Source organism: Shewanella sp. 0m-8 (assembly GCF_052977265.1).
Genome location: NZ_JBRIMB010000010.1, coordinates 35,027 through 60,978, shown reverse-complemented (window position 1 = coordinate 60,978; position 25,952 = coordinate 35,027). Strand labels below are relative to the sequence as shown.

23 protein-coding genes are annotated in these 25,952 nt (G+C 45.0%); 8 read left to right on the top strand and 15 right to left on the bottom strand.

Annotated features, from left to right (window positions below):
* Positions 1-98 precede the first annotated feature (98 nt).
* On the bottom strand, positions 99-707 hold the full coding sequence (locus ACVBIO_RS07040) for an outer membrane beta-barrel protein (protein WP_447162563.1): 609 nt from the start codon (positions 705-707) through the stop codon (positions 99-101).
* 242 nt (positions 708-949) lie between these two features.
* On the opposite strand from ACVBIO_RS07040, the gene ACVBIO_RS07035 reads away from it, so the two are divergent.
* The 5 genes from ACVBIO_RS07035 (at position 950) to ACVBIO_RS07015 (ending at position 7,014) form a co-directional block, all read left to right on the top strand.
* Complete coding sequence (locus ACVBIO_RS07035) at positions 950-2,296, top strand: esterase/lipase family protein (protein WP_447172281.1); 1,347 nt, start codon at positions 950-952, stop codon at positions 2,294-2,296.
* A 247-nt stretch (positions 2,297-2,543) separates the two neighbouring features.
* On the top strand, positions 2,544-3,437 hold the full coding sequence (locus tag ACVBIO_RS07030; RefSeq protein ID WP_447162565.1) for a virulence protein: 894 nt from the start codon (positions 2,544-2,546) through the stop codon (positions 3,435-3,437).
* A gap of 69 nt (positions 3,438-3,506) precedes the next feature.
* Complete coding sequence (locus ACVBIO_RS07025; RefSeq protein ID WP_447172280.1) at positions 3,507-4,415, top strand: alpha/beta fold hydrolase; 909 nt, start codon at positions 3,507-3,509, stop codon at positions 4,413-4,415.
* Positions 4,415-5,713 carry a DUF4056 domain-containing protein gene (locus ACVBIO_RS07020; protein WP_447172279.1) on the top strand — a complete coding sequence of 433 codons (1,299 nt, stop codon included), beginning with the start codon at positions 4,415-4,417 and terminating at the stop codon, positions 5,711-5,713. Before ACVBIO_RS07025 ends, ACVBIO_RS07020 begins: the two co-directional genes overlap by 1 nt.
* Positions 5,710-7,014: a BamA/TamA family outer membrane protein gene (locus ACVBIO_RS07015; protein ID WP_447169777.1), complete on the top strand. Its 1,305-nt coding sequence runs from the start codon at positions 5,710-5,712 to the stop codon at positions 7,012-7,014. The genes ACVBIO_RS07020 and ACVBIO_RS07015 overlap by 4 nt, the downstream gene beginning before the upstream one ends.
* A 306-nt stretch (positions 7,015-7,320) precedes the next feature.
* On the opposite strand, the gene ACVBIO_RS07010 is transcribed toward ACVBIO_RS07015, so the two are convergent.
* The 5 genes from ACVBIO_RS07010 to ACVBIO_RS06990 form a co-directional block, all read right to left on the bottom strand.
* The gene (locus ACVBIO_RS07010) at positions 7,321-8,064 is read right to left on the bottom strand and encodes a cupin domain-containing protein (protein ID WP_447162569.1); all 744 of its coding nucleotides are present in this window, start codon (positions 8,062-8,064) and stop codon (positions 7,321-7,323) included.
* 176 nt (positions 8,065-8,240) lie between these two features.
* On the bottom strand, positions 8,241-9,359 hold the full coding sequence (locus tag ACVBIO_RS07005) for a DcaP family trimeric outer membrane transporter (RefSeq protein WP_447172278.1): 1,119 nt from the start codon (positions 9,357-9,359) through the stop codon (positions 8,241-8,243).
* A gap of 273 nt (positions 9,360-9,632) precedes the next feature.
* Positions 9,633-10,775: a hypothetical protein gene (locus ACVBIO_RS07000; protein WP_447162579.1), complete on the bottom strand. Its 1,143-nt coding sequence runs from the start codon at positions 10,773-10,775 to the stop codon at positions 9,633-9,635.
* Positions 10,776-10,820: 45 nt separating this feature from the next.
* On the bottom strand, positions 10,821-11,189 hold the full coding sequence (locus ACVBIO_RS06995) for a cytochrome c3 family protein (RefSeq protein WP_012279024.1): 369 nt from the start codon (positions 11,187-11,189) through the stop codon (positions 10,821-10,823).
* A gap of 11 nt (positions 11,190-11,200) precedes the next feature.
* A complete protein-coding gene (locus ACVBIO_RS06990; protein ID WP_447164005.1) occupies positions 11,201-12,712 on the bottom strand; it encodes a flavocytochrome c in 1,512 nt (503 codons plus the stop codon).
* 342 nt (positions 12,713-13,054) lie between these two features.
* On the opposite strand from ACVBIO_RS06990, the gene ACVBIO_RS06985 reads away from it, so the two are divergent.
* Positions 13,055-13,846 (top strand): TetR/AcrR family transcriptional regulator, encoded by a 792-nt coding sequence (locus ACVBIO_RS06985; RefSeq protein ID WP_447162572.1) that lies wholly within the window; start codon positions 13,055-13,057, stop codon positions 13,844-13,846.
* A 19-nt stretch (positions 13,847-13,865) separates the two neighbouring features.
* Here ACVBIO_RS06985 and ACVBIO_RS06980 read toward each other — a convergent pair whose 3' ends face one another.
* Genes ACVBIO_RS06980 through ACVBIO_RS06965 form a run of 4 tightly spaced genes read right to left on the bottom strand, consistent with a single transcriptional unit; the run spans position 13,866 to position 17,014 of the window.
* A complete protein-coding gene (locus ACVBIO_RS06980; RefSeq protein ID WP_447172277.1) occupies positions 13,866-14,324 on the bottom strand; it encodes a DUF3299 domain-containing protein in 459 nt (152 codons plus the stop codon).
* A 50-nt stretch (positions 14,325-14,374) separates the two neighbouring features.
* On the bottom strand, positions 14,375-15,112 hold the full coding sequence (locus ACVBIO_RS06975) for a cupin domain-containing protein (protein ID WP_447162574.1): 738 nt from the start codon (positions 15,110-15,112) through the stop codon (positions 14,375-14,377).
* 38 nt (positions 15,113-15,150) lie between these two features.
* Entirely contained in the window at positions 15,151-15,501 is a 351-nt protein-coding gene (locus ACVBIO_RS06970) for a cytochrome c3 family protein (RefSeq protein ID WP_447162575.1), read from the bottom strand.
* Positions 15,502-15,511: 10 nt separating this feature from the next.
* Positions 15,512-17,014 carry a flavocytochrome c gene (locus ACVBIO_RS06965; protein WP_447172276.1) on the bottom strand — a complete coding sequence of 501 codons (1,503 nt, stop codon included), beginning with the start codon at positions 17,012-17,014 and terminating at the stop codon, positions 15,512-15,514.
* 190 nt (positions 17,015-17,204) lie between these two features.
* On the opposite strand from ACVBIO_RS06965, the gene ACVBIO_RS06960 reads away from it, so the two are divergent.
* Positions 17,205-17,972, top strand: coding sequence for a TetR/AcrR family transcriptional regulator (locus ACVBIO_RS06960; RefSeq protein ID WP_447172275.1), 768 nt, complete (start codon positions 17,205-17,207; stop codon positions 17,970-17,972).
* Positions 17,973-18,089: 117 nt separating this feature from the next.
* The gene (locus tag ACVBIO_RS06955; RefSeq protein ID WP_447164003.1) at positions 18,090-19,181 is read left to right on the top strand and encodes a branched-chain amino acid aminotransferase; all 1,092 of its coding nucleotides are present in this window, start codon (positions 18,090-18,092) and stop codon (positions 19,179-19,181) included.
* A 178-nt stretch (positions 19,182-19,359) separates the two neighbouring features.
* On the opposite strand, the gene ACVBIO_RS06950 is transcribed toward ACVBIO_RS06955, so the two are convergent.
* The 5 genes from ACVBIO_RS06950 to ACVBIO_RS06930 form a co-directional block, all read right to left on the bottom strand.
* On the bottom strand, positions 19,360-19,764 hold the full coding sequence (locus tag ACVBIO_RS06950; RefSeq protein WP_447172274.1) for a hypothetical protein: 405 nt from the start codon (positions 19,762-19,764) through the stop codon (positions 19,360-19,362).
* Positions 19,765-20,093: 329 nt separating this feature from the next.
* Positions 20,094-21,032 carry an acyltransferase gene (locus ACVBIO_RS06945; RefSeq protein ID WP_447172273.1) on the bottom strand — a complete coding sequence of 313 codons (939 nt, stop codon included), beginning with the start codon at positions 21,030-21,032 and terminating at the stop codon, positions 20,094-20,096.
* A gap of 7 nt (positions 21,033-21,039) precedes the next feature.
* Positions 21,040-21,945 carry an acyltransferase gene (locus tag ACVBIO_RS06940; protein ID WP_447164001.1) on the bottom strand — a complete coding sequence of 302 codons (906 nt, stop codon included), beginning with the start codon at positions 21,943-21,945 and terminating at the stop codon, positions 21,040-21,042.
* A 210-nt stretch (positions 21,946-22,155) separates the two neighbouring features.
* Positions 22,156-23,679, bottom strand: a complete 1,524-nt coding sequence (locus ACVBIO_RS06935) for an EAL domain-containing protein (RefSeq protein WP_447172272.1) — start codon at positions 23,677-23,679, stop codon at positions 22,156-22,158.
* Between the two features lie 452 nt (positions 23,680-24,131).
* Positions 24,132-25,652 carry a YifB family Mg chelatase-like AAA ATPase gene (locus ACVBIO_RS06930; protein WP_447172271.1) on the bottom strand — a complete coding sequence of 507 codons (1,521 nt, stop codon included), beginning with the start codon at positions 25,650-25,652 and terminating at the stop codon, positions 24,132-24,134.
* Positions 25,653-25,952: the final 300 nt, after the last annotated feature.

Here is a 25,952-nt window from a genome sequence, read left to right as displayed (position 1 = left end):
GCAGCAAGTTTTATCGGTTATAGCACATAGCATAAGGCCGCCAACTCAGTGAGTTGGCGGCCTTATTGTGTTAACAGAGCTGCTTATACTGTTGGGTATTAGAAGCGGTAGTCAACAGCCATATATAGTTGCTGGCTATCATTTAGAGAAGCGGATTCAGTAGAGCCAATGTTCATTGGCGTAGGTGTTGGTGACGTTACGCTAGCATCGTAATCTTGCTTCAGGTAACGGTAGCCAACTTCTGCGCTTAGTTGGTCATTAATCTTATACATTAGACCGGTTTGACCACCCCAGACGAAGCGGTTATCTGAGCTAACTGCATTTGTTTCAGGGCTGATGTGGTTAACACCGGCTGTTGCACCAATAAACCAGTTCAGTTTATTGCTGTCACCTAGGCCCACTAAGTAGTCATAAGACATTAAAAAGCTTTGCTGACGGCTAAAGTCATCTGAATTATAAGAGTAAGTACCATAAATACGGTTAGCATCATTTAAGTAAACACCCGCTCTTGCTTCATAAATGACATTGTTTTCGGTTTCTTTAAAGTGTTCAGCGTTAAAACCAGGGTCTACGTTTGCTTGGCTAGAACCTTTGTAAGAGTTTTGCTGGGCGCCAACACCGCCACCTATGAACCAGTCTGCAGCCATAGTCGGTGCCGAAATTGCAGTTGCCATTACAGACGCTAAGATAAGTGATTTAGTTTTCATGTTGTGCTCCCACACTAGGTCAAATTGTTTAGGTGTTGCGTTTTGTTGGACACATCATAGGGGAGGCTAGCTGAATAATAACTGAATGATATTAGCAAAGGTTGTTGTTGAGTGTTTTGATATATAGAAACTGAACGCAGCCTGTTAAGCTGTTGAAAATAATTAATTAGCTAATTTGTACTATGTAAATAAGTCGAAGTCTTTTGTCATCTAATGGCAAGTTAAACCCTATCGAGGTCACAATGGAACTGGTCTTTGTTCATGGATGGAGTGTTACCAATACAGACACTTACGCGCAGTTGCCCCAAGCATTAGCCAAGCTGATGGCGGATGATATTAACCTCACGATTCGCCATGTTCACCTTGGGCGTTATATCAGCTTTGATGATGAAGTTCGTTTAACTGATATCGCCAAAGCATTTAATGCTGCGCGAACAGAGTTACTTAGCGATAAGCAGTTTGCAGTGATCACCCACTCTACGGGAGCGCCTGTTATACGCCAGTGGCTAAAGATGTTTTACAGCGGTAACAAGCTTGCCAGTTGTCCTCTTACCCATTTGATTATGTTAGCGCCAGCCAACCATGGCTCAGCCCTTGCTCAGCTAGGGAAATCACGGGTGGGGCGTATCAAAAGCTTTTTCTTTGGCGTAGAGCTGGGGCAGCAGATCTTAGATTGGTTGGAGCTGGGCAGTAATGGTCAGCATCAATTGAATTTGCACTGGCTGGAAAATTATAGCCTCGAAGGTCCGCTGCCATTTGTGTTAACGGGCGACACTATCGATGGTGAATTTTATGATTACCTCAACAGTTATACTTCAGAATTGGGCTCAGATGGAGTGGTACGAGTCGCCTCAGCCAACCTTAATTTTAGCCATTTACTGTTAGAGCAAACGGCGCAAACCTGTGATGGTTTTGACTCTCGCTGCGTCGCCACGTTGCAGCTAATCAAGCATACTCAGCCTAGACATAATACTGCTTTTGAAGTGATAAAAAATGCCAGCCATAGCGGCAGTAACAAAGGCATTATGGGCTCGATAAGCCGCCGAAATGCAAGCAAAAAACCAGTGGTTCAGCGCATAAAACAGTGCTTAATGGTCACTAATAAATTGCAATATCAACAACTCGCTGATGAGATGCGCCTCGCTAATCGTTTAGTTAAACGTAAATTACGTGCCTGCATGCTGGTGGTGCGAGTGATTGATGATACTGGCTTGCCTGTAGAGGATTTCGATATCATCTTGCTATCAGGATCGGATTTTTTACCGGGCAACTTCAAACGTGGTTTTATGCTTGATAAGCAGAAAAACCATAATAATAACCATGTGCTGACTCTATATGTCGACGCCGATAAAGTGGCTAAAGTGAATGGTGGAAAGATAGGCATTAGGGTCGAGCCAAGGCCCAATAATGGCGTGTGTTATTACCGCAGCGTTGAATTTCATTCCGATCCTGGCCAAGTACAAAACTTGCTAAAGGCTGACCAAACCACCATGGTTGATATCATATTAAAGCGTCAAATCAGCCCAAATACATTTACCATCATACCGCCTGAGCAAGGGGGAGATTTTTCCCATTTAGTCGACAATTAACAATCATTTTTGCTCACTATTTAACAGAATAAATTCAGATTAGTTTTTAGTTGGTTAACACGTTATGATCTCTTTTTGTTTTGAGTATTTACTCTAAATATTAATGTTAATGGAGACTGTTTCAGATTGAATTCAGCTTGATGGGTAATAATTAACCTACGTTATTTATCTCCTGCCAATGAGTTCAGCGATAACCTCTGTTTAGATACTTAACATCGACTATTTTATTTTAAGGTTCAATCTATACATGCTTAAAATTACTACTATTTTGACAGCACTTTCAGTGCTGTTTTTTGTTTCTCCAGTTCTATCACAGTCAATTGAACGAGAGCCGCTAGAGGCGCGCTACGACAGAACATTCCCAATCTGGGCGCAGGAGGCGATGGATTTAGGTCATGAGTTGCCTAAGCCTTACGGCTTCTCAGTCAATTACATGACGATGGATCAACCGCTAGTCGTCGATTCTGTCGGTTTTACCGGGCTAGGCGGTTTAGATGAGATGCTCAGTATTAAGGGCAGTGAAGCGGTGCAAGATTCAGAAACCCTGACCTTGAGGGGCGATGTGTGGGTGCTGCCATTCTTAAACCTTTACGGTGTGATTGGCCACACTAAAGGTAGCAGCGTGGCAAATGTCCAGCTAGAGGCTGACTTGTCTTCAGTATTGCCGCCGAGTTACTGCAAAATTAGACCTTGTAATGTAAGCAGTGAACCATTTGATTTTATACTGGATTTTAAGGGAACGACCTATGGAGTAGGTGGCACCATTGTCGGTGGTATCGACAACTGGTTTGCACTACTTGACGTTAATTACACCAACACCAACTTGAATATCCTTGACGGTGAAATCAGCAGTATTGTGGTGTCTCCTCGCGCGGGTTATCGCACCAGCTACAACAACCATGACATCCAAATCTGGGTTGGTGCCATGTATCAAAACGTAGAGCAAACATTTAGCGGTTACTTACGTGATATCGGCTTTCCGCTTGGTGATGCCAAATTTGAGGTTAACCAGCATCTTGAAGATAAGTGGAACGGCTTGATTGGTGGTCAGGTTGGCTTGACTAAGAACGTTGATTTATTGATGGAATTTGGTATTGGTACCCGTAGTAGCTTCATGATGAGCTTAGGCTACCGTTTTTAAGTGAGCGTAAGCAGTTCATTGTTAAGAGCTAATCGTTCTTTGAGTAGTACAAAATGTTGGAGTAAGAGTATGCGCGCTATTTTTATGTTGATATTGACGTTAATGCTTGGTGGCTGCTCGGCTGTTGATATTATCGATTCTCGTGAGAAAGCCGCGTTGCAAACGGCAGGCTTTGAACAAAATAAAATGATGCTCAAAGAGGGCGGTGAGCTCAATTATTGGCAGGCCGGTGAGGGGAAAACCATATTATTAATTCATGGTTTTGGCGGTTCTGCGGTAACCAGTTGGCAACAGGTAATGCTCGAACTTAGTCAAGATTATCGGGTTATCGCCCCTGATCTCGCCTGGTTTGGCGAGTCAGTGAGTCAAGGGTTACCAAGCCTTGCGACTCAGACCAAGGCTGTTATGCAGCTAATAGCGATGCTAGATCTCGATAAGGTCAATGTTGTTGGGATCTCCTACGGTGGCTTTGTGACGTTCGATTTGATGATCAACGAACCTAAGGTGGATAAAGCCATATTGCTGGCAAGTCCTGGGGTGCTGTTTTCTGACAGCGATCTATCGCAGATGAATCAGCGTTTTGACGTGGCAGATCCAAGCGAGATCTTTGTGCCTGAAACGCCCAAGCAGATGCGGCGCTTGCTCGATGCTACCTTCGTCGATTTTCCCAGGTACCCCGGATTTATCGATTCGAGTATTTATGACAAGTACTTTGCAAGTCATCTAGATGAGAAGCGCGCGCTTATCGAGGGGCTGCCCGCAGATAGAGATCGAATTGCTGCCAATATAGCCGTCGACTCGCTACCTCCTAGTGTGTTGATTTGGGGCGAGCATGACATTGTTTTCCCGCTCAGTTCAGGTATTCAATTGGCTGACTACTTAAGCGCTCCGATAGTGGTGATCCCACAGGGCGCCCATGGGATCAGTAATGACTATCCTGAGATTGTCAGTCAAACCATTAAGGCATTTGTACAATGATGAGCCGTTTATTCATCCGTGGGGCCGCGAGTACTATCGCTATTTTTGTCCTTGGCGCATGTAGCAGCAGCGACTGGCAAGTACGCGCGCTGCCCAGTGATATTGCAATCGAGGCGGCATTAGACAGTGAGCCAGACTTAAACCTACTGCATGCAATCGAGCTGCAAGAGCTGCCTTTAGTGCGCATCCCCGAGGCGGTGCGTCCTTGCTGCGCCTTTGGTAATGCACAAAAGGTGACTGTAGGCCCTATACCTGTGCCTTTTTTTCGCTACGCCAATACCTTAGCCGTCGATAAAGTGGGCCCACACGCCTATGAGGCGGGTACTTTTAGTTATCAAAAAGATGCCCCCAATGGTAGCCGTGGTACTGAAAACAATGGCCAGATGTATACGCTGCAAGGCGGCTTTATTGATTTGGCCCATGTACGCGACACGGCTGACAATGCTATCGCGCTGTTTTACCGCATCTATCCAAAACTTGGGCAGCAGCAAAGCATTACGCTACCTGATGAGATTGGTCCTAGAACGATTGAGCTAAGCGAGTTTGATATTGCTCAGTTGAGTCCGCGTCAGCGTTGGGAAACCGCAGGGGCAATAGCGGTGAGACTGGCTTACTTTATGGCTGAAGCCCATGAGGTCGCTCAGTGGCATGGTTATCGTAGTTGGGCGCCTTGGTCCGAAACGGTATCGGCCTACTCACCAGAAGATCTCTACTCCAATATGCTTGGAGCTAAAATTGCTTTAGCGCTGATTAATAATAATCTAGCGATGAATAAAGAGCTGTATAACCAGCATATGACTCAATGGTTAGCGGCTACGCTTAATTGGCTTGAGCCGGTTTCTATTAAGCAAACCAATGCGCTATTTGATGTGATTGATGGCCACTGGTGGGACTCACAGCAGCCATTACCGAGTAAATTTATGTTGTTAAAACGTCATTATAAATTAGGCGATCAGCAGTCGCCTTTCTTAGTGCCTAAATCGTTGGCTGAGCCCCATGCTAAATGGAGTGAAGTTGAGGAGTTGTTTGCGTCCGAGCATCAAGCACACAACTTATCATTAAGCCGCACCGTTCACGGTATTGATATTGATAAGGTTGCGCAGCAAAAGCTGATTGTTGCTGACAAATTTAAGCACAGTTTTGAGCATATTCCTGCAAAGCTGTGGCAAGACGGTTTTACTCAAGCTGATTTCTACCAAATTAGCCAATATAACCAAGTGCAAGATGAAATAGAACTACGCCAACATCTGCAGCTAGATGATGCGAACGAGGCTGCTGTACCTATGGAGCCCAAATGAAGCGCAATGGCTTGAGCAAGGGGCGATTGAGTCGCTTGAATAAAACCTTACTGATGAGCAGAACCTCTGCTCTGGCGGCCTTTTTGGCTTGTATCAGCACGCCAGCGTGGGCTGACGTTGCTGTTAACGATGTCACTGTTACAGCTAATGACACAGCTGTGGATGAAGTCGTAGCGGATGAAGTTGCAGGGAATGAAACGACGGTTATCAAAGAGGGCGAAGCTGATGAAAAAGCGTCGCAAGGTTGGTTAGAAGACTTCTTGCAAACGCTGGGCGCAGATGGTGAATTTGATCCAGACAAACTGATCGACTTTAGCTACTTGCCGGGACCATTTTATAACCCTGAGATGGATTTAGGTGTTGGGATCTCGGCGGTCGGCTTATATCAATATGATCCCGATGACGAAGTCAGTCAGCTGTCTTCATTGGTGATCAATGGTCTCGCCTCAACTAATGGTGCATTAGGTGTGGCGGTTGCTAACAAGACCTTTATCAATCAAGACCAGCAGCGTTTTTACCTCAATGCCGAAGTCTTCGATGCGCCAGATGTTTTTTACGGTGTGGGTTATGACACTAATCATCAAGAGATTAATCGCGTCGAGTTTAACCAGCGGATTATCTCGATTAACCCTATGTTCTTGCAGCGAATGAGCCCCACTAGTTTTGTCGGTGTTGGCTTTGATTTTAACTACGCCGATGCCAGTAAAATTAATGTATTAGACTCGAATGTCGATACAGACATTCTTGATGAAAGCTCCCGCAGCGTCGGTGTGAACCTGCTACTTAATCATGACAGTCGAGACAATGTATTAAACCCGCAGTCGGGGCGTATCTTAGAAATTGATGCCACCTTCTATCGTCAGTATTTAGGCAGTAAAACAGATTTTGATGTCTACAACGCCTTGTATAGCGAATACATGCAGACCGGTCGTGATGAAGATATCTTGGCCTGGCAAGTGCGTGGTCGCTTTACCAGTGGAGATGTGCCATGGGATCAACTATCCAAAGCGGGAGGCGGCGATCTGCTTCGCGGTTATACATCGGGGCGTTACCGCGATAAACAGCTGCTGATGACGCAAGTGGAGTATCGGCTTAATCTGCCTGGGCGTCATGGTATGGTGTTTTGGGGCGGTGCAGGTGTGATTGCTGATGACATCAGCGAGTTTGATGGCAATAAAATCCTACCCAATGGTGGTATAGGCTATCGCTTCGAGGTTAAACCTAGAGTCAATTTAAGATTAGACATGGCCTGGGGTGATGGTGATACAGGCTTTTATTTTAACGTCAATGAAGCGTTTTAATACAGTGGAGTGGAAAAGCAAAAGGGCTCATTTGAGTAATGCCGCTCACTTAAGGAAGTGAAACTGATAAAAATCGCTGACTTCGAAAGATAAGAGTGGACCACATCACACAAAGGACGCGAAGGACACGAAGAAAAGCCACCCGGGCTTTTCTTTTCTCCGTGTCCTCGGCGTAGTAAGCGAAGTGAGCGCTTGGTGGTTTATAGCTTTTAAAGAAAAGAACCCAGCTTATGCTGGGTTCTTAGTTTTTGTTTATTAATTAGGTTTGAGCCTAACTTGCCACTCATTTCTAACTGCTAACACTTCTTACTTTTTGAAGATAGCTTCGTTAGTACCGTATGGGCCTAAGTTTAGGTCACGCTTACGGATCTCATCTACGCGGTCGAAGGCTTCTTCAGCTACACGTAGGTTTTTAACGTCTTTACGCCAGTAGTACTTAAAGCCGTTAAAGTGAGCGTTGTTTGGGTACCAGTACATTACACCTAGGCCTTTTTCAGACATGATAGGAGTGTTGTGGATAGTCGCACCAGGAATGTAGAAGTACTGGCCTGTGCCTAGCTTCTTGAACTGGTTATCGGCCAGAGTTTGACCTTCACCGTTTACCACGTAATAACACTCAGGCTGACCATGGAAGTGCGGCGCGTGGTCTGATTTACCACCGTCGGTGATACCAATGACCACAGGGCTATCTGACAGTTCTTTCCAGATATAACCTACTGGTGACTTTGACTTATCGCAGTCTTGAATTTCTAATACGTTGCCATCGTCATCTAATGACTTACAAAATTGCTGATCGGCAGCGATGCTGCTATTTGACTTAATGGTTCTAAAGTCAATTTCACCTGCTTCCCATGCTGCGATATACGCTTCAACTTCTGGGTTGCTACACTGCTCTGGCATGGTGTCCTGTGGCGAGTAGGGGGTGCTGTCGTATGGGACTGGCGTCATCTGCTGGTATGGCAGTTGGGCGTGATCACACTGTGGGCCTTGGGCAAATGCGGCTGTAGAAGTTAGCGCGGCAATACCGAACATCATTTTTAGTTTCATCATTCTTATCCTGTTTTTTAGCTGATGCAGCTAAAGCTGCGATATTGTGCTCGTTTTAACGGGCTTGAACTAACAATAAAGTGATAATTGCTGCGTAAAGTTGAAATGGATCACGCAGCATTTTAAGCAGCAAACTTATTCGTGAGCTCGGTCGCGAATAATCTTTCCTTTACTGCGTTTTAGATATGAAATTGCAAACTCAATTGGGCGTAATTAGACGCGCCTTTTGCGGCAGCGATATCTTCATAAGGGCTTAGTCCATCATCAATCTGGTAGCGACCTAATTCAAAACCTAGCTCTAGCACTGGGGTAAGATTTGTGAATAGATTCACCCCTGCATGGAAACGGTTAGTCTGCTCCTCTTCGGTGATAGTGTGCCCGTAGAAAAGGCTTGAACGAGTGCGCTCAGTCCAGAAGTGGCGATAAGCAAACATGGCCGAGGTGGTGGTTTCTATCTCGCCGTTAATCATATCTCTAGCCGCATCAGTGCCGACATAGCGGCCTAGGTTGCCGTAGTGAAGTTGCAGGCGAATATCGTCTTTACCAAAGGTTTTGAGCTTGGCGGCCAGTGACACGCCAGCGCCAAGTTGGGCCGTGTCTTGTGGGTCTAAATAACGCACTAAGCTTGCTACAGAGACATTGCCCCAGGCGCCTTTTTGATTGAAACGGATCACCGCATCGGGAATATAATCATTGCTGGTATCGACCCATTCTTTATCCGCTTGAGTACTATTTGTGTGAGTAATATCTGTGTGAGTACTACTGGCTTGAGTGCCGCCAGCTTTAGTGCCATAGGTGTATGGGTTTTCTAGTGCAAATTGCCAGTTCCCCTTGCTATAGCGCACTAAAGTTTGGCGCACCATCGCCTGGCCCACTAAGGGCCCACCTAAATCAGCCGTTTCGGCAAAGGCGCTGGTATTGACCATGGTTGACCAGGTTTGGCCAGCTGTGAAGTCTTGATAGTTGATATAGGCGTGGCGTAAGCGCGGGCTATAGGAATTAGAAAAAGCCGCATTACCTTGAGCCGAACCTGAGAAATCAATCTCAGCAAAACCATAAACTTCGCCGTGTGTTATCCCAACATTGAAGCGGCTTTCAGCGGCGCTAAATTGAGTTCTTTTGGCTGAGTCGGTGACACGACCACCGCCAGTCCAACTGTCTTGAAAGGCAATGTTGCCATCCACATAACGTGCGTTGGCCTTTAGGAATCCACCGAAGTGGTACTCACTGGCCATCAATGACGAGGAGAAGCCGCCAATAAAACAGATACAGATTGAAAGTTTTGTCATCGATTTCATAGTTATTTCTTGTAGGGAAGGGGTAAAAAAGCCCTAGTATTTTTTATATAAAAAGGGCGTGATCCATCGCGGCGACAGTAAGCAGGGATACTGTACCGGTCCAATAGTTGGGTGAATCTAATAGGTAAATGGGGTGACAAAAGCGAAGTGAGAGCAGCTTCGCTTTTGTCGGTAACGCTAATTAATACGGTTAGCTATGCTAATAATCTCTGCGTGTTCCTGTGCTCGGATTGTTAGTCAGTACTAACACCATCGCTGAACGATTAGCTGCGATTAGAAGTAGTAACCGAAGTTAATATTCACGCGCTTGTCCCAGCTATCGCCCATCTCTGGAAGACCCACGTGATCGTTGTTCGCGGTAGAGAAGGTCATGTTCTTACCCATAACAAAATCGACCATGGTGTAAGTTGGGCCAGCTGAAATCGCACAACCAGTCACGTTTTGCATGCTGTTGTCGTAGCTATCGTCATCAACATCGGGTGTCATTAAACCAAAATCGTTGTAGCACTTAACGCTACCCCAATCGGTCGCAAATGTCTTAGCGATGTTAGCGCTATAAGACTGGCCTTTAGAAGCGATCTCATACTGCCAGCTCACAACAGACACCGCGATCTTGTTAGCATCAACAGCGTCAGCGGCATCGTATTCGTATTGCATTGCTTGCAGTTGCAAGTTCCAGCCTTTATAGCTGCTGTCTAAGTGCAGCGCGACAGCGTAACGATCACCGTTGTTACCGGTATTGCTGTTATAGATCTGACCGTACTGTGCAGAGCCACCAAAAGTGGTTTGGCCGCCTTCGTGCTCAGCGGTGTACGTCTGGCGCACGTTGAACTGGTTAGTCTCTTCGTTATAGTAAGTGATACCGCTGGCTGCAATTGTGCCGCTGTAGATATCAGTCGAATAACGTTTGTTTTCAGACGGACCATATTCAGCACTCTTATAGAAAGCTAAATCGGTGTGCCAGCCATTCTTTTCGTAAACCGCCTTGATACCTGTGTCATGGTCGTCTTCAAAACCTAAGTAATAAGGAATGCCAAACCAGTAGCTGTTTGAGATGAAGTCCGGGTTGCCAAATGGCACCTTGTTGATCCCCAGTTGTAGTTGCCAGTCTGGGTCTACGTCGTAGTAAGCGTAACCGTACTTGATGTAGTTAGTGCCAGAGGTAAAACGGTATTCAGCCGATAAACCCCAGTCACCATGCTTACCATCAAACTTGATTGCTGCCATATCAAAGTAAAAGTCACCGCCTTTATCTTTGTTAGCTTCGTCATAGTCACGGTAGGCGTAGTTAACACGCACAGCGCCGCCTAGCTTGATACCGTCTTCAGTTTGCTCAGCAGCATAAGCTGAAGCACCTGAAAGTGCGATTGCTGTAGCCACCATCGACAACATAAACTTAGTGGTTTTTTTCATCATCATTCCCTATTGCTATTTTTAGATTTTGTAAATCAATTAATCGAATTACATCTCTTCAAACCAAGTACGGTGGCACTCTGTACAAACTGGTGCTTTTTTCTCGTGCTCGGCATGACATGCAAGGCAGCTTGCGCCTTGGTTGTAATGCAGTGACTTGTGAGGATGCGCTTCAGGAATGGCTAGCTTGCTTTCATCGACAGGGATGCTGTTAATGTCGCCATGACACTCAACGCAGGCTGCGTCAGTTGCGTTTTTCTTACCTGAACCTTGGTGGCAAGTTTGGCAGCCATCTTGATAGATAAATTCGTGGTTTACGCGTCCTTCAGTCTTGCCTTTCATCTTGACTAGCTCGCCAGCCATCACGTTGCTAGATAGAGCAAGGCCAAGTAGTGCGCTTAGTAATAACTTGTTCATTTGATGGCTCCTTAAAGATCAGCTTTGATGGTTTCAGACACTACGATACCCATGACTAGACACTCTAGGCAGGATGTAGAACTCAAACGGGCTTCACCGTGGATACCACCTGTTACTTCACCTATTGCGTATAGGTTCTTGATAGGCTCCATAGAGCGGCCATCAATGACGCGAGCGCCTAAATCGGTTTTTAGACCACCCATGCAGTAGTGCACTTTTGGCCAAATACGTGACACAACAAATGGGCCTGTTAGCTCTTCTGCCGTATCCATCTTGCGATTGAATAGCGGGTCTTTACGCTCACTCACGTGCTTGTTGTATTCAACAATGCTGCGCTTAAGCTCTGCGGCTGGAATATCGAACTTAGCGGCGATCTCATCTAATGAGTCGACCTTCCACGCCATCTTGTCGCGGATGGCACGTACAACACGGTCATCTTTGGCGTAGTTGTTGTAGTTGAAGAACACTACTGGGTACGCTGGGCTACCATCAGCGTTGCGGTTTTTCATGATGGCTTCAGAGCAGGTCTTACGGTCTGCACGTTCATCCATAAAGCGTTTGCCGTTGAGCACGCTAATCGCCACACCTTGGTGCCAGCCGATAGATAGTAAGGCGTTTGACCAACCAAATCCGCCTTCATCTGGAGAACCCCAGTGGCCCGTTTGGATAAGGTTCATGTGTACAGGTAGTGCGCCGTAAGCCATCGCCGTCAGGGTGACTTCGCCTGTTGCGCCCATTGCATTAGTGCAATCTAGTGTTGGGTCTAGAGATGGATCAACCGCTTCACGTAGCGCCATGTTGCGCGCGAAGCCGCCATTAGCGAGCACAACGGCCTTGTTAGCTTTAACAAAAATGGTGCTACCGGTTTTTAGATCGGGGAAGCGGTAGTTCTTACGCACTTTTACGCCAATAATCTTCTGGCCTTCCATGATGAAGTCTTCGATATAGTGCTGTAGACGGTAATCAACGCCTTCTTTTACACCGGCTTCATATAGCTTGGTGGTGATGTCACCGCCAGTACCGTGTTGAGTACGAATAGCGCGAGCTTTATTGTGGCCGCCCACCTGGATATTAAAGCCATCGCGGAACTTAACGCCTGTGTCGATACAAAGATCGTAGGCATCTAAAGAACGGTTAGCGATAAGACGCAGTGCAGGCTCGTTTTGCATGCCGCGGCCAGAGATAATCTGATCTTTTACTAGTTCTTCAGGAGAGTCGTCATTGACGCCTTGCGCTAACTGGATTGGGTTCTTAGGAATAGCCAACCAACCACCGTTGATAGCAGAGTTACCGCCAATCACTTGCATCTTTTCTAAAACAAGTACCGAACCTAAGCCTTGACGCTTAGCATTTAGGGCTGCAGAAAGACCGGCAAAGCCAGAACCGACAACAATGACATCAACGCTTTCGTCCCAGTTAATCTCACCACAAGTCTTAGCTTGTACGGTACCGGGTAATGTTGCCGCTAAACTGCCAACTGCTGCGCCAGCACTTAGCTTTAAAAAGTTTCTTCTACCTTGCATTTTGTAATTCTCTCAATGGGAATGAGCTAAAGATAAACGCAAGTTCGCTTGTTAAAGGTGAACTAAGTCACGCCATTTTTTCAGTGACAAATTTATTCGTGAGGCAGATCTCGAAGATCTTTTCTCTTAAAATAGGATGCGGTTTTAACGCTATAAAAATGTGAACTCAATTCCATATAGGGTTACAAGTTATTGCACTAATGTTTGTATGACGTGACTCACAAAGCCTACCAATAAAGGAGTATTAGCGTGAACTGAATCCCGATTAGGGAAGAGATATCTATAATCTGTAATTGTTACAAGCGCATAATCGCCTTAATTCGAGATACAGGTTTTTTATAGATGAAATGTCCCACTGAAGCGCTGCCTATGATGCGTTGCAATCAAATACTTGACGCGGCTGAACAGCTCATAGAATCGCAAGGTATTGTGTCGTTTAAGTTCTCGCAACTCGCGAAGGAAGTGGGCTGTTCGACAGGGACACTGTACAAGTTTTTTGAGCGAAAAGAGGATGTTTTGGTTTGCCTTTTTTTACGCAGTGCGACCTCTAATCACCTGCCGATATTTATTAACAAATATCCGGATTTAACGGCTCAAGAAAAAGTGCTGTTACCGATTTTGTTTACATTTGAAACCATCAAACGCAGCAAGAGTTTTTTTACTCTGCGTTCAGTTTCAGTCAATACCATGGTGTGGCAGTTAGCGAGTGACGAAAAAGTCGATCGCTTCAAAAAACGTATTAATGCATTTTGGGGCTGGTTTACCGACTCTCTCAATGAAGCCGTAGCAAGAGGTGAGCTTGATGCCACCCCCTTGCAGGTGAAAGAGCTCGTTCAAGGGATAACCTTTTACCTTACAGGCTCATTAACCCAGTTCGAAAGCCAATTGATTGCGCCTGAATACTTATCAAATCGTCGCGAGACCTGTTACCGCCACTTGGCAAGATTGATGGCGCAATATAAGTGGGTTAAGCCACTTACCCCTGAGCTTTTTGAGTCATTAGAGAATAGAAGTTCGAGCTTTTTTGATAAACATTATCGCGACCATATGAGCTGTAGCGCTTGCAGTGCCTTGACTAGCTCCTCGGTTAATAGCGAAGCACCCTGCTTACGCAAAAAAGACAGCGTCGCTTAAACTGAGTGTGCAAAGTGAGTTAATGCTGGTGGTCTGCTTGGGCTACTTTTACCGGAGTCGGGTATTCAATCGCTTCAATTCCTTTTAGGTGATAACCCGTTTTGGCAAATCCGGCTTGGGCACTCTTAATGCTCAAGGTTCCTGCTATATACATAGGTTGTTCCAGATCTGGAATGGCTATTGGTACATCGAAAGCGACATGTATTAGTTGATTTGCAGGTGATGGCGGTTTGTGAAAACAAGCGCCTTGCTGTGGAGTGAGTAGAAAGTTTTTGGTGTAGCCACTGTTTTGACCATCCAATGGCACGATAAACCCAGGAATAATGACCTTTTTACCATCGAGTGCTAAGTTGACATTGGTATCAACGGGTAAATCTACAGGCCCCGGAGCAAGGTTATTCCATAATATGGAGATAGGTTCTTCGGCAAATAGATTGGGGCTAAAAAGTAGGCTTAACGCTAGGATTATTTTTTTCATAGTTAATAAGGAGACCAACTTAAGTTGGCCTCCATCTCTATTGAGTAAGATTACTTAGATTTCTGAATCACGTCCCAACCATAGCCACCGTTACCTGAACGAACGAGCTTAGAGTTGGTGTAAGGTACGAAGTCAAACATGAGTTGCTCACCTGGACCCACATCTTGTGGCCATTGGTACTTAAATGTTGAGAATTTGCCATCGAGTGGGAACCAGTACATATAGATCAGGTCTTGATCATCATAAGTATTAGGCGTGTAGTGAATTGCTTTACTTGGGATCTCAATATAGTCACCAGGGCCAAAAGGTTGCATGCGCTCTTGTGCCCACGTTAGCCCTTCACCGCTTAGGCCGTAATAACATTCCATTTCACGGTGATAGTGCGGTGCAGCAGTGCCAGGTGCTACGCGCACTAAACCAATAACGGTTGGTTCATCGTTTAGCTCTTTCCAGCACATACCCACTTCAGAGTCTGAGGCGCCGCCAGCAGGACAAGGAATAAGATTACTTGGGTCGTCAACACGCCAAGTTAACCAGCCAGAATCATTAGCACCTTTACCGCCGTGATCGTTTGACTGAATGCTGTAAATATCCTTTTCACCGCTTTGTAACTCTTTAAGATAGGCCATGGCTTGCTCTTGCTTACATACCATAGGCATTACTTTAGTTGGTGCATTAATTGTTGATAATGTTGGCTTTTCATTGTGCCAAGGTTTATCGGCTGGCTTATCAGCTGCAACGGCGCAACCCGTAATTAGAATTGCCGAGGCGGCAAGTAGTTTTCTCATTATCATTTCCCCATGTTTTTTAATTATTTAATTTGATGCTATTTAAACTTTGGATACTCAAAGTTGTGGCAATCCATACAGATAGCTTGCTTCTTGGTGTGCTCCCCGTGGCACTCCATACATGGCGCTTCTTGGCCGTAGTGCATGCTATCGTGTGGGTTTTGCTTTGCCTCATGCCCTTCACGTTTGGTTTGTTCTGCCAGCTCACCCATGTCATGGCATTGCAAGCAGGAATCATCAGATGGAAAGGCTTTTAGCCCTTGGTCATGACAGGTTTTACAACCCTCTTCGTATAGCGCTTCGTGATAATCACGCTGATCTTGAGCTTGAGCTGAAAGGGCGATAACGCTGCTAAATATCAGCACAAGTAAAGTCGTCATTGGTTTCATGTTGGTATCCTTATGCTTTCATCATCGATCGAGCGGCTGTGACGCCAAATGCCATGCAGTCTGGAGTCGAACAACCACCTAGGCGGCTAACTCCATGAACACCACCAGAAACTTCACCTGCAGCATAAAGATTTGGAATAGGCTTGCCGTTCTTTGCCGCAATAACTTCAGCTTTGTTATTAATTTGGATGCCACCTTGGCAGTAATGCACTTTTGGCCATAAACGCTGCACAATAAATGGTGCCGTTAAATAAATGCCGGCGCCCATATCCATGCGCTTGCCGAACTGCGGGTCTTCACCGGATTTAACGTATTGGTTCCAGTCATCAACCTGTTTTTTCAATGGACTTAGTGGTAAATCGAAGTGTTTAGCGATGGCTTCAATGCTGCCGAATTCCCAGGCAACGTTATACTTGAGCACATTTTCCATTGACGGATCTTTTTGTGCTTCGTGTTTGGGGGCGATAAGTAGAGCAGGGTTTGGCTTGCCATCTTTATCACGACGCTGGATCTCTAGATCTGCGCGGTGTTTACGGTCTGCGGTTTCATTCATGAAGCGCATACCAGTATTGCGGTCGATCGCGATAGAGTGCGGGAAGTTGTATAAAGAAAAGCCTGCGCCGTAACCAAAACCACCTTCATCAGGCGACGCCCAAGGACCAGACTGAATGAAGCTCAAATGGATAGGCATTGCGCCTTCAGCTAACATGGCAATAAGGCCATCACCCGTAGCACCACGAGCGTTAGTGTGACCTACTTCGTCCCCTAATGTAGGATCAAGCGCTTGACGAAATGCGACGTTAGCTGCAAAGCCGCCAGTTGCGATTAACACGCCTTTTTCTGCTTTTACGTTAATGATCTTGCCGGAGTCTTCATGATCGGTGTGGTAACCTTTACGTACTTTAATGCCTAGTACGCTGCCATCTTTGGCGGTAATCAAACCTTCGAACTTATGGCGGGTTTTGGTTTTTACACCGTAGCTACGAGCTGTTTTTAACATTGGGCGAATAAAGCCTGCCCCTGAGCGTTCAACGACTTGGTGGCTGCGAGTCGCACTTGTACCGCCAGTGTTGATGATGTGATCGCGGTAGACGCAGCCACAATCTTTCGTTAATTGGTAAATGTAAGGTCCAAGCTCGGCACTATGACGTAATAGTGCTTCACTAGCATAACCACGACCTGAAGCTAATTGGTCTTTTACCATTAAATCGGCGCTGTCTTTAATACCGAGTTTTCTCTGTAGATCGGTATCGGCAAAGCAGGCTTGGCCAGCATTGAGAGTAGAGTTACCACCGTACACACCCAGCTTCTCAAATACGACAATATCCTTTGCGCCCAATTTTCCCGCTTCTACTGCGGCGGCGAGGCCTGCGAAACCGGAACCTACAATCACGATTTCATGGGTTTCATCCCATTTCACATCAGATGAATTTGCGCTTACTGATAGTGGGGCTAGTGCGCCAACCGCGGCCGCTCCAGCACCAAGTTTTAAAAATGAACGTCTTGTTTGCATTTTTTTATCTCCATTTAACTTGGGTTAACAATATGATTTGGAGATGTAATCAAACATGCGCGGAATCACACTTTATATTGGGGGAGAAAGTTTTTTGTGGAGGCCTTCAAGAAAATGTTTCTTTTCAGTATCTAAATGAATATTTAACCGTAGTATCAATCTTAACTATATAATTAAATAAGAGGCTAACATGCAGTGCCCTAGTAATAATATGGATGCTATTCGCTGTAATCAATTATTAGATGTTGCTGAACAATTGATTGATAATCAAGGTGTTGTTTCTTTTAGGTTTGCACAAATAGCCAAGGGCGCAGGATGTTCTACTAATACGTTATATAAGTATTTTGAGTCTAAAGAGGATGTCTTAGTTTGTTTATTCTTAAGGAATACAACCTCGAGTCAAATACCTGTATTTATAAAAGAAAACCCTGATTTAAATATCTACGAACATGCAGTTCTATCTATTTTATTCACATTTGAAGTTGTGAAGAGAAGTCCAATATTTAATATTTTGCGAGTTGTCTCTATTAACAGTATGTTCTGGCAATTAGCCAGTTCTCAAAAAGTTGAAATATTAAAGAACCGAGTTAATTTATTTTGGAGCAGAATTAAAAGGCCTTTAGAGCATGCTGTTGAACAAGGTGAGCTGCAAGCGACACAAGTTGAAATAGATGACTTGAGTCAGGCGCTGTACTTCTTTTTGGCGGGAGCCACGTCTTCGTATCAAAGTGGCTTAATGGACGAGCAATATTTTAGTGTCAATGATGATATAGGCTATCGCCACATAAGCCGTTTAATGAACCATTACCAGTGGCGTGAACCTATTACTCGTGAAATGATGCAGTCATTATCTGGCCGTATTAAGCATTTTCTAGATAAAGGCCATGGCAATATACGCAGTTGTGAAACGTGTTTAAGCATAGGGAAATTGTCGGATTGTAGGTCTCAATTTGATTAATTTCAGGGCAGTTTGAATGTTTTGCATAAGTTGAAGATCTTCAGGCTAGCCCCCGTTTTGCTTGACTTTTTTATGACCACTGATAGGCTGCTCAATCAGTAATCAAGGTGGTATACAATGCAAATAACTTATAACTTAAAACCTGCGTTAGAGCGCCGTACCGAGCAATTTAAGCCTACAAGCAACGTTGGCTTCGGTAACCTAAGAACTGACCACATGTTTTTAATGGATTATCGCGATGGTGAGTGGCGAGATCCTAGAGTCGTTCCTTATGGCCCCTTTCAAGTCGCACCGGGCGCCATTGCGCTGCACTATGGTCAGTCGGTATTTGAGGGCGCAAAAGCCTTTCAACATGAAGACGGCGAAATCTACACTTTCCGAATTGATAAAAATGCCGAGCGACTTAATCGTTCGGCCGATATTCTTTGTATTCCCGCATTGCCTGAGCAGATGCAGATTGATGCGATCAACGCGTTGATCGATGTCGATCGTTTGTGGTTTCCTATGCAAGAAGGCGCATGCCTTTATATCCGCCCGTTTATCTTTGCCACTGAAGATCGTTTATCGGTCAGCCCAAGTGAGCAATACACTTTTTGTGTGATGTTAAGCCCAAGCGGCCCTTACTATAGCGACGGCTTTGATAAGGCGATTCGTTTGCTGATTAGCGAGCGTTTTCACCGTGCTGTTTCTGGTGGTACTGGCGCATCAAAGGCGGCAGGTAACTACGCGGCATCACTTAAGGCGGGTAAAGCTGCTGCAGAGTATGGTGCAGCGCAGGTGCTGTATCTGGATGCTAACAATAAGCAGATTGAAGAGGTGGGCGCGATGAACCACTTCCACGTGCTGAAAGATGGCAGCATTATTATCCCTAAATTTACCGACACTATCTTAAAGTCGATTACCTCACAGTCAATTCTCGATTTGGGCGAGTTACTGGGCTGCGACGTACGCCAAGAGACGGTGATGCTGGATAAGTTTATTAGTGACATCGAGTCAGGTGAGATTATTGAAGCAGGTGGCTTTGGTACTGCAGCCGTGGTCTCTCCAGTAGGCTCTTATATCTTTGAGGATAACCGCATCGTCACGGTTGGTGATGGCGAAGTAGGTGAGCACACTAAGCGAATTTATAAGGTGTTAACCGAGATCCAAAAAGGCCATATTCAAGGGCCTGAAGGCTGGGTGCAGCACGTAAAGCGTGTGCAAAGTTAACTAGATTAACTAGATCTAAAAAGGCTCCTAAATAGGAGCCTTTTTTGTTATTTTTAAAGCAATACTCATTAGTCTTATACAAATCAGTCTTATACAGATTGGGCTTGTACAAATTGGTATTGCACTGATTAGCATAAGACTACAATACCCACCATATTATTTGGCGACAGCAGTAAATTTACAGCTCTACCGTGGCATTTACTTTTACAGCCTGGCGAGTGATGTTGTATGCCGTGGCAAAAAATTGATAGTCGTCTACACCGACCAATAACTCAGCAGGAACCCTAGTGCCATTGGCAAGATTTTTCATGGTGACTTGACTCATCTGTCCGTGAGTATTGACTACAAACGATACCTCATAAACTGCTTTATGTTTGCCAGTGTTGATATGAGTGTCTGTTGGGAGTAGTTGCTGCCAATCAATAAGCTTGTCTCTTGTTACCCAGTAGCGGGCCATATCACTACCACTGAGCTCAATAATTTGTTGGCGACTTTGATCTACGCCTTGAGTGGCGCAGGCGGTATTTACCAAAACGGATAAGAAAATGAACAACACACTGGCTAAATGATTCTTGTGATACATTTGGTTTCCCTTGTTGCATCAATGTTTAAAGTCGAGGTTAACTTATCCAGTTATTGGCTATAAATCCAGTCAATAATTTGACCGTGACTATTTTTCATTAGGGCTTTATAGGGCAATGTTGTTAATTGGTTTGAATAGGAAGGGCGTATATCTACCTGGGTAGAGGAACATACTGTTTTTACGCTCAATTATAGCGATATCGTTTTTATTGGTTTATGAGTATATTGCATGGGTATTATTGACGTTTTTGTGACTTGCAATTGATTTCAAAATAAAGAAAAGGCCGCATTTAAAATGCGGCCTGATTATTGATGGGCAGAAAATGATAGTTATTGTTTAGGCTTAACAACAATATGTTCGCTAGAGCTATTATGCTTAAGCATCAATTGATGGATCTCTTCATCTTTCCTTTCCCAAAGTTCATTGAGCCAGCGTTGAAAGTCGACGCGGTAAGAAGCTTCAGAAAAATAACGCTTATTATCCACTTCAGGCACAGGTAGTACTTTTACGCGCACGACAATTTTCTTCATGCGGCCATGCATTACTTCATATAAGGCATCTTTTTTAAATACTTCAGGGTAAAGAACCGTCACGTCGAGGACATTGGTGAACTGCTCGCCCATTGCCGAAAGGGCAAAAGCAATCCCGCCTGCTTTGGGGCGTAATAGATAGCGATAAGGCGAATCTTGGCGTGTATGCTTCTCTTCTGTAAAACGGCTGCCTTCAACATAGTTGATGATAGACGTGGGCATGGTTTTAAACTTTTCACAGGCTTTGCGAGTAGAGGCTAAATCCTTACCCTTGAGCTTAGGATTTTTCTTTAACTTAGCCGGGCTAGTACGGCTCATAAAGGGCATATCCAGTGCCCAGCAACCCAAGCCTAAGCACGGCACATACATAAGCTCTTTTTTAAGGAAAAACTTGAGCATGGGAATATGGTTACGTAACACATAAGTTTGCGCAGCAATATCAAAACCACTGAGGTGGTTACTGATCAGCAGATACCAACTCTTTTTGTCGAGATTCTCTAGCCCTTCTACATCCCATTCAATGTCGGCGAGTAGATATAAAATCCCTCCATTACAGGTAGCCCAGGCCCACATGAAGCGATTCATGATATGGGTTAAGCCGATGCGAGTAGCGGTAAAAGGCAGTAGCAGCTTAATGATGCCACCTATGCTGATAAGTGATGCCCACAAAGCTGTATTAATGATCAATAACAGGGTACTTATAAAATATAAGATGGGTGCAGGTAAAAAGTTTAACATCTTGCTCTTATGCCTCTTCTCGGGTGTTTTCTGCTTGTGCTAATTGGGCTAGAACCTGATCTTTCTGCTGCCAGATAAGGTTTAACTCTTGCTGGAATTGAATTTTAAATTGACGGTCCTTGATATAATCACCGCGCAGTTCATCGCTAATATTATTAACCGTGATATGAACTCTAACTTCTTTGACTTGGCCACTAATGTACTCCCAGTAGGTTGGCACCTTGCCGGGGTAATAGATAGAAACGTCGACTAATTTATCAATATGCTCGCCCATTGCTGAAAGGGCAAAAGCCATTCCGCCAGCTTTAGGCTTAAGCAGGTGAGCAAAAGGTGAGTTCTGTTTGTTGTGCTTACTAGGATGGAAACGGGTACCCTCAACAAAGTTCATTACGCTGACAGGTTTGCTTTTGAACTTGGCGCAGGCCTTACGCGTGATCTCGATATCTTTGCCACGTAATTTAGGGTTTTTCTTTAATTGTGCGTTGCTATAACGACGCATAAATGGAAAGTCCAGCGCCCACCAGGCGAGCCCCAGTACAGGTACAAAGATCAATTCTTGTTTTAAGAAAAACTTCAAAAAGGGGATTTTACGGTTAAAAATTCGCTGCAAGATGAGGATATCTACCCAAGACTGGTGGTTAGCGATAACCATATACCACTCTTTGGTAGACAGCTCGCTATCACCTTCAATCGTGAGTTTGATCGGATGCAGTCGGTTTTCGATAAAGCCATTGACGCTGATCCAGGCGCTGGCACAAAAATCGAGGAAATAGGTGCAGCCCTTGCGAGTCACATTTAAAGGAATGAGCTTAAAAATGCTCATAATAAGAATTGGGGTGACCCAAAATAACGTGTTAATAAAATAACACAAGAAGGCAAAGCTTCCTCTAATGCGTGACACTATCGCGCCCATTAACAACCTCAAGAAAAAAATTGGAGACTTATAGTACTCGTTGTCAGGTTTGGTCTCAATCTAGATGTTAAATTTCGACGATTAACGGTGCAGTCTATTAGTATTTAGGGGACGTTTGTGATTAATTGTCAGCATGAGTGATGCTTGTTTATGAAAAGTCGTCACCAGTAAAGGTTAAGCCCCGGCAATGCCAGGGCTTAGATTTTTATATTAATGATTGAGAAGGTAAGATCTGAGTTCCGTTGCAGGTAAGGCTTTTGAGTAGAGCCAGCCTTGATGCAAATGAATCCCGAGCTTCTTAAGTTGCTCGGCTTGATCCTGGGTTTCAACTCCTTCAGCGATAAGAGCAATATTCATCTCTTTGGCGATGGCGACATAGGAGCGGATCAAAAACGGTTGATTATTTTCACTCGAGAGTATCTTGGTGAAGGCCTTATTAATCTTTAGGCAATCGAACTCCAATTGTTGAAGAAGTATACCGCCGCCGTAGCCTATGCCCACGTCATCTAACTTAATCCGACAGCCTAACTGTTTGCAGCCAGCGATAAATTCACGCATCGCCTGCCAGGATTCGATAGGCTGACGCTCTGTTAACTCAAAGCATAACTGATCAACCGGGTAACCATTATTGGCTAACTGTTGCAGGTAAGAGAGTACCCGGCCTTGCTCTATTTGCTTGGCGCTAATATTGATACTGCATCTAGCGATCTGATTACTTTTCAGTAACGATTTTAATTCACTGAGAGCCGTTTTTATCATCCATTGCGTCAGTTTTGGCATTATCGAGTCTTGCTCTAACATAGATATATAACTGCTGGTCTCTCGATGTTTACTGCCTTTTGTGCGCCACCTTAATAGGGTTTCCACACCAAAAACACGTCCATTGTTAGTATCAATAATCGGCTGATAGGCAAGGTAAAAATCGCCTTGATTCGACGCAGACACAAAGCGACGGTGACAATATAATTTAAATATGCGTTCGCGAAAGAGGTAGAGGATCCCCGCTAACAGCGAGGTTGGAATGAGTAATAACAGGAATATGATCAACCATAAGTGATTTCTAGCGGTTTCATTGGCGATTAAGGTGTACTTAAACTCAGAGTCTTTGGCTTGATATTCGATACTGGCAAACGGGTTGCAATCGGTATTACGGCTTACCCAATCATGGCCATTAACCTTGATATCGATGCCACCGCATATCTTGCAGTTAGTTAAAATAGTATTGATAGCATCAGCCGATTGTACAGGCACAAATATATGAGCAGTGCTGCTTGCCGCGCTAGCATAAATCGTTCTTTGTTTGTTAAAGGTACGGTTGTCCTCGCCATCAAACAGCGCGTGGCCGTCTATATCGCGGCTTAATAACCGACTTCCTTTAGGAACTGGCCAGCGGCCAATCGCCGAGCAAATAAGTGTTTCATCGTTAAACTTAACCCAGGGAACAGGTTGATCACTTTGTTCGAACAGCTTCTGTTTCAGCGAATTTATGGTTGCTTCAGAGCAGTGTGTTTCTTGCTCTTTATTGAGCATCGCTTGCACTTCTTTCATCTGCGTTTTTGCAGCGAGCAAGCGTGTTTGATACTCATTATCCAGTTGTACGGCCACTGCGGTAAGCTGGCGAGTGAGTTGGTAATGGCTTAAACCAAGAGACGTTGCCAGCAATGCTATAAAAATGAGCCCCGCAGCAAGGGATTTAACGGCATATTGACTGTTATATTTGAATTTACTTGGCATGGCTATGATTTACTAACTATAAGAAAATATTAAATAAAAGATGATAACCATTAGCCTGTGATTAGCTGGTTGGGATGGTGAGCAAACAGCTAATTACTATTTTTCAGCTGCGTTATACAAGGTTGTTCTTGTAGGCACTAATGCTATAAAAGCGCTGGCTAAGTAGGATCAAAGTAAATAAATGTTTGCTACTTCAATATCATCGAGTTAACGAAGCTGGCGGAATTTACTGTAATCTGGGGTTTGATACAACTGATTTGTGCAAATATTAACAGATTTTTATGTAACCCTAACTTAAGTGCTTGTTAGTTAACTTTCGTATTTCAAAAGCACAGCTTAAATGTATGTGGCGACTTATTCATAGCAGCACTGCAACAAATTGCAGTAAAAGGTTAAGGGGCGGATTTCAACCTATTAAACCGACAAAGTTTACAGCAACTCATATTTAGTGGTTATTGCCTCGATAATGAGGCCAGTAACCTATCCATAGCGCGATACCCTAAGGCTTGCGCTATGTGAGAGCGGCTTACGTTAACCTCCTGCTGTAAATCGGCAATAGTACGGGCAACACGTTGTAAACGATGGTAGCTGCGTACCGATAAGCCGAGTTGATTGACGCTTTGCTCCAAAAAAACCAGGTCGTTATCATCAAAGTTAGCGTCTTGTTTTAGCTGCTTGCCTGACAGTTCACTGTTAAGCACCCCCGAGCGAGCAAGTTGTATCTCGCGGGCTTGTTGTACGCGTTTAGCTATCGTGGCACTGGTTTCGGCTTGGTTGTTGTGGCTATTGAGTGCACCTAATGGCAGTTTAGGCACGTCTATGGTTAAGTCGAAGCGGTCGATAAATGGGCCAGATAACTTAGAAAGGTAACGCAGGATCTGTTCATTACTGGATCTGCCATTGTCGCTATCACCGCAAGGGCTAGGGTTCATCGCGGCAATTAACTGAAATCGGCTAGCAAAAGTCAGCTTTGCTGCGGCTCTTGAAATACTCACTTCTCCTGTCTCCATAGGTTCGCGTAAACAATCGAGCACTTTTCTTGGGAACTCCGCCACCTCATCAAGAAAGAGCACGCCTCGATGAGCTAACGAAATCTCACCGGGTTTGGGCTGAGCACCACCGCCGACCAAAGAGATAGCTGAGCAGGTGTGGTGTGGGCTTCTAAAGGGACGTTGATAAAAGCTATCAGGCTTAATATTATGCCCTGCAACAGAGTGAATCGCAGCGACCTCTAAGGCCTCGTTATACGCTAAGTGCGGCAGCAGCTGCATCATGCGACTGGCAAGCATGGTTTTACCTGTGCCAGGTGGCCCCAGCATCAATAAGTTATGATTGCCCGCCGCTGCGATTTCAAGCGCTTGCTTTGCTTGATGTTGACCAACGACTTCACTCATACAAGATAGCGGTTCAGTTTTATCTTGTGTCAGCCATTCAAGGTTAAGGTCGATACTGGGCAGTTGTGATTGGCCGTGCAGGTAGGCGACGAGAGATTGTAAATGGGTAGCAAATAGCACCTTTTCAAAGCCGACAAGTTCGGCATCTTCACGGTTATCAACGGGAAGAACTAAGGTGGTGTTTTGTTTGCTGGCATCGACGATGACAGGCAGCAAGCCTTGGCAATAGCGAACATGGCCAGAGAGCGCCAGTTCACCGACAAACTCATGTTGCTCGATAGATTTGAGTGGAATTTGTTTTGAGGCGGCGAGTATGCCGATGGCGATAGGTAGATCGTAGCGGCCGCCATGTTTGGGTAGATCCGCAGGGGCTAAGTTAACGGTGATGCGGCGCATGGGGAATTCAAAGCCGGCGTTGATAAGTGCGCTACGCACTCGTTCTTTGGCCTCTTTGACTGAAGCTTCGGGCAGTCCGACGAGGCTAAATGCTGGTAGTCCGTTGCTAAGGTGGACTTCGACTTGTACTGCAGGGGCTTGGACACCGAGGCTAGCGCGGGTGGCAACACAGGCGATGGGCATAAACAAATCCTTTTGTTTTATGGATTGTTTTAGTTTAGCTAAAGTTTTGGGGTTTGCTTAACGTAGCAAACGGTGACTTGTTGTTAGCAATCAAACTTCGTTTGATAAAGGGTCGTGGCTTTGCCACATATCAGGCTACGCCTGACCTTAAAGTTAGACTGCGTCTAACAACTAAAGTCGTGAGCTTCCAGCTCACACACGGGCAAGGAGGACTGCTCGTCCTTATCCTCCTTGCATCCACCATAACGCCCCGACGAAGTTACATGCATTAGATACGGGCCTCATGCTCCAACAAAAATC

What these genes read in the sequence shown, in the direction of transcription:
- ACVBIO_RS07040 (WP_447162563.1), bottom strand. Translation starts at nt 707, where the DNA reads ATGAAAACTAAATCACTTATCTTAGCGTCTGTAATGGCAACTGCAATT.
- ACVBIO_RS06950 (WP_447172274.1), bottom strand. Translation starts at nt 19,764, where the DNA reads ATGTATCACAAGAATCATTTAGCCAGTGTGTTGTTCATTTTCTTATCC.
- ACVBIO_RS07000 (WP_447162579.1), bottom strand. Translation starts at nt 10,775, where the DNA reads ATGATGAAAAAAACCACTAAGTTTATGTTGTCGATGGTGGCTACAGCA.
- ACVBIO_RS06960 (WP_447172275.1), top strand. Translation starts at nt 17,205, where the DNA reads ATGCAGTGCCCTAGTAATAATATGGATGCTATTCGCTGTAATCAATTA.
- ACVBIO_RS06945 (WP_447172273.1), bottom strand. Translation starts at nt 21,032, where the DNA reads ATGTTAAACTTTTTACCTGCACCCATCTTATATTTTATAAGTACCCTG.
- ACVBIO_RS07025 (WP_447172280.1), top strand. Translation starts at nt 3,507, where the DNA reads ATGCGCGCTATTTTTATGTTGATATTGACGTTAATGCTTGGTGGCTGC.
- ACVBIO_RS06965 (WP_447172276.1), bottom strand. Translation starts at nt 17,014, where the DNA reads ATGCAAACAAGACGTTCATTTTTAAAACTTGGTGCTGGAGCGGCCGCG.
- ACVBIO_RS06980 (WP_447172277.1), bottom strand. Translation starts at nt 14,324, where the DNA reads ATGAAAAAAATAATCCTAGCGTTAAGCCTACTTTTTAGCCCCAATCTA.
- ACVBIO_RS06970 (WP_447162575.1), bottom strand. Translation starts at nt 15,501, where the DNA reads ATGAAACCAATGACGACTTTACTTGTGCTGATATTTAGCAGCGTTATC.
- ACVBIO_RS07030 (WP_447162565.1), top strand. Translation starts at nt 2,544, where the DNA reads ATGCTTAAAATTACTACTATTTTGACAGCACTTTCAGTGCTGTTTTTT.
- ACVBIO_RS06985 (WP_447162572.1), top strand. Translation starts at nt 13,055, where the DNA reads ATGAAATGTCCCACTGAAGCGCTGCCTATGATGCGTTGCAATCAAATA.
- ACVBIO_RS07020 (WP_447172279.1), top strand. Translation starts at nt 4,415, where the DNA reads ATGAGCCGTTTATTCATCCGTGGGGCCGCGAGTACTATCGCTATTTTT.
- ACVBIO_RS07010 (WP_447162569.1), bottom strand. Translation starts at nt 8,064, where the DNA reads ATGATGAAACTAAAAATGATGTTCGGTATTGCCGCGCTAACTTCTACA.
- ACVBIO_RS06930 (WP_447172271.1), bottom strand. Translation starts at nt 25,652, where the DNA reads ATGCCCATCGCCTGTGTTGCCACCCGCGCTAGCCTCGGTGTCCAAGCC.
- ACVBIO_RS06935 (WP_447172272.1), bottom strand. Translation starts at nt 23,679, where the DNA reads ATGCCAAGTAAATTCAAATATAACAGTCAATATGCCGTTAAATCCCTT.
- ACVBIO_RS06940 (WP_447164001.1), bottom strand. Translation starts at nt 21,945, where the DNA reads ATGGGCGCGATAGTGTCACGCATTAGAGGAAGCTTTGCCTTCTTGTGT.
- ACVBIO_RS06975 (WP_447162574.1), bottom strand. Translation starts at nt 15,112, where the DNA reads ATGAGAAAACTACTTGCCGCCTCGGCAATTCTAATTACGGGTTGCGCC.
- ACVBIO_RS07005 (WP_447172278.1), bottom strand. Translation starts at nt 9,359, where the DNA reads ATGAAATCGATGACAAAACTTTCAATCTGTATCTGTTTTATTGGCGGC.
- ACVBIO_RS07015 (WP_447169777.1), top strand. Translation starts at nt 5,710, where the DNA reads ATGAAGCGCAATGGCTTGAGCAAGGGGCGATTGAGTCGCTTGAATAAA.
- ACVBIO_RS06995 (WP_012279024.1), bottom strand. Translation starts at nt 11,189, where the DNA reads ATGAACAAGTTATTACTAAGCGCACTACTTGGCCTTGCTCTATCTAGC.
- ACVBIO_RS06955 (WP_447164003.1), top strand. Translation starts at nt 18,090, where the DNA reads ATGCAAATAACTTATAACTTAAAACCTGCGTTAGAGCGCCGTACCGAG.
- ACVBIO_RS07035 (WP_447172281.1), top strand. Translation starts at nt 950, where the DNA reads ATGGAACTGGTCTTTGTTCATGGATGGAGTGTTACCAATACAGACACT.
- ACVBIO_RS06990 (WP_447164005.1), bottom strand. Translation starts at nt 12,712, where the DNA reads ATGCAAGGTAGAAGAAACTTTTTAAAGCTAAGTGCTGGCGCAGCAGTT.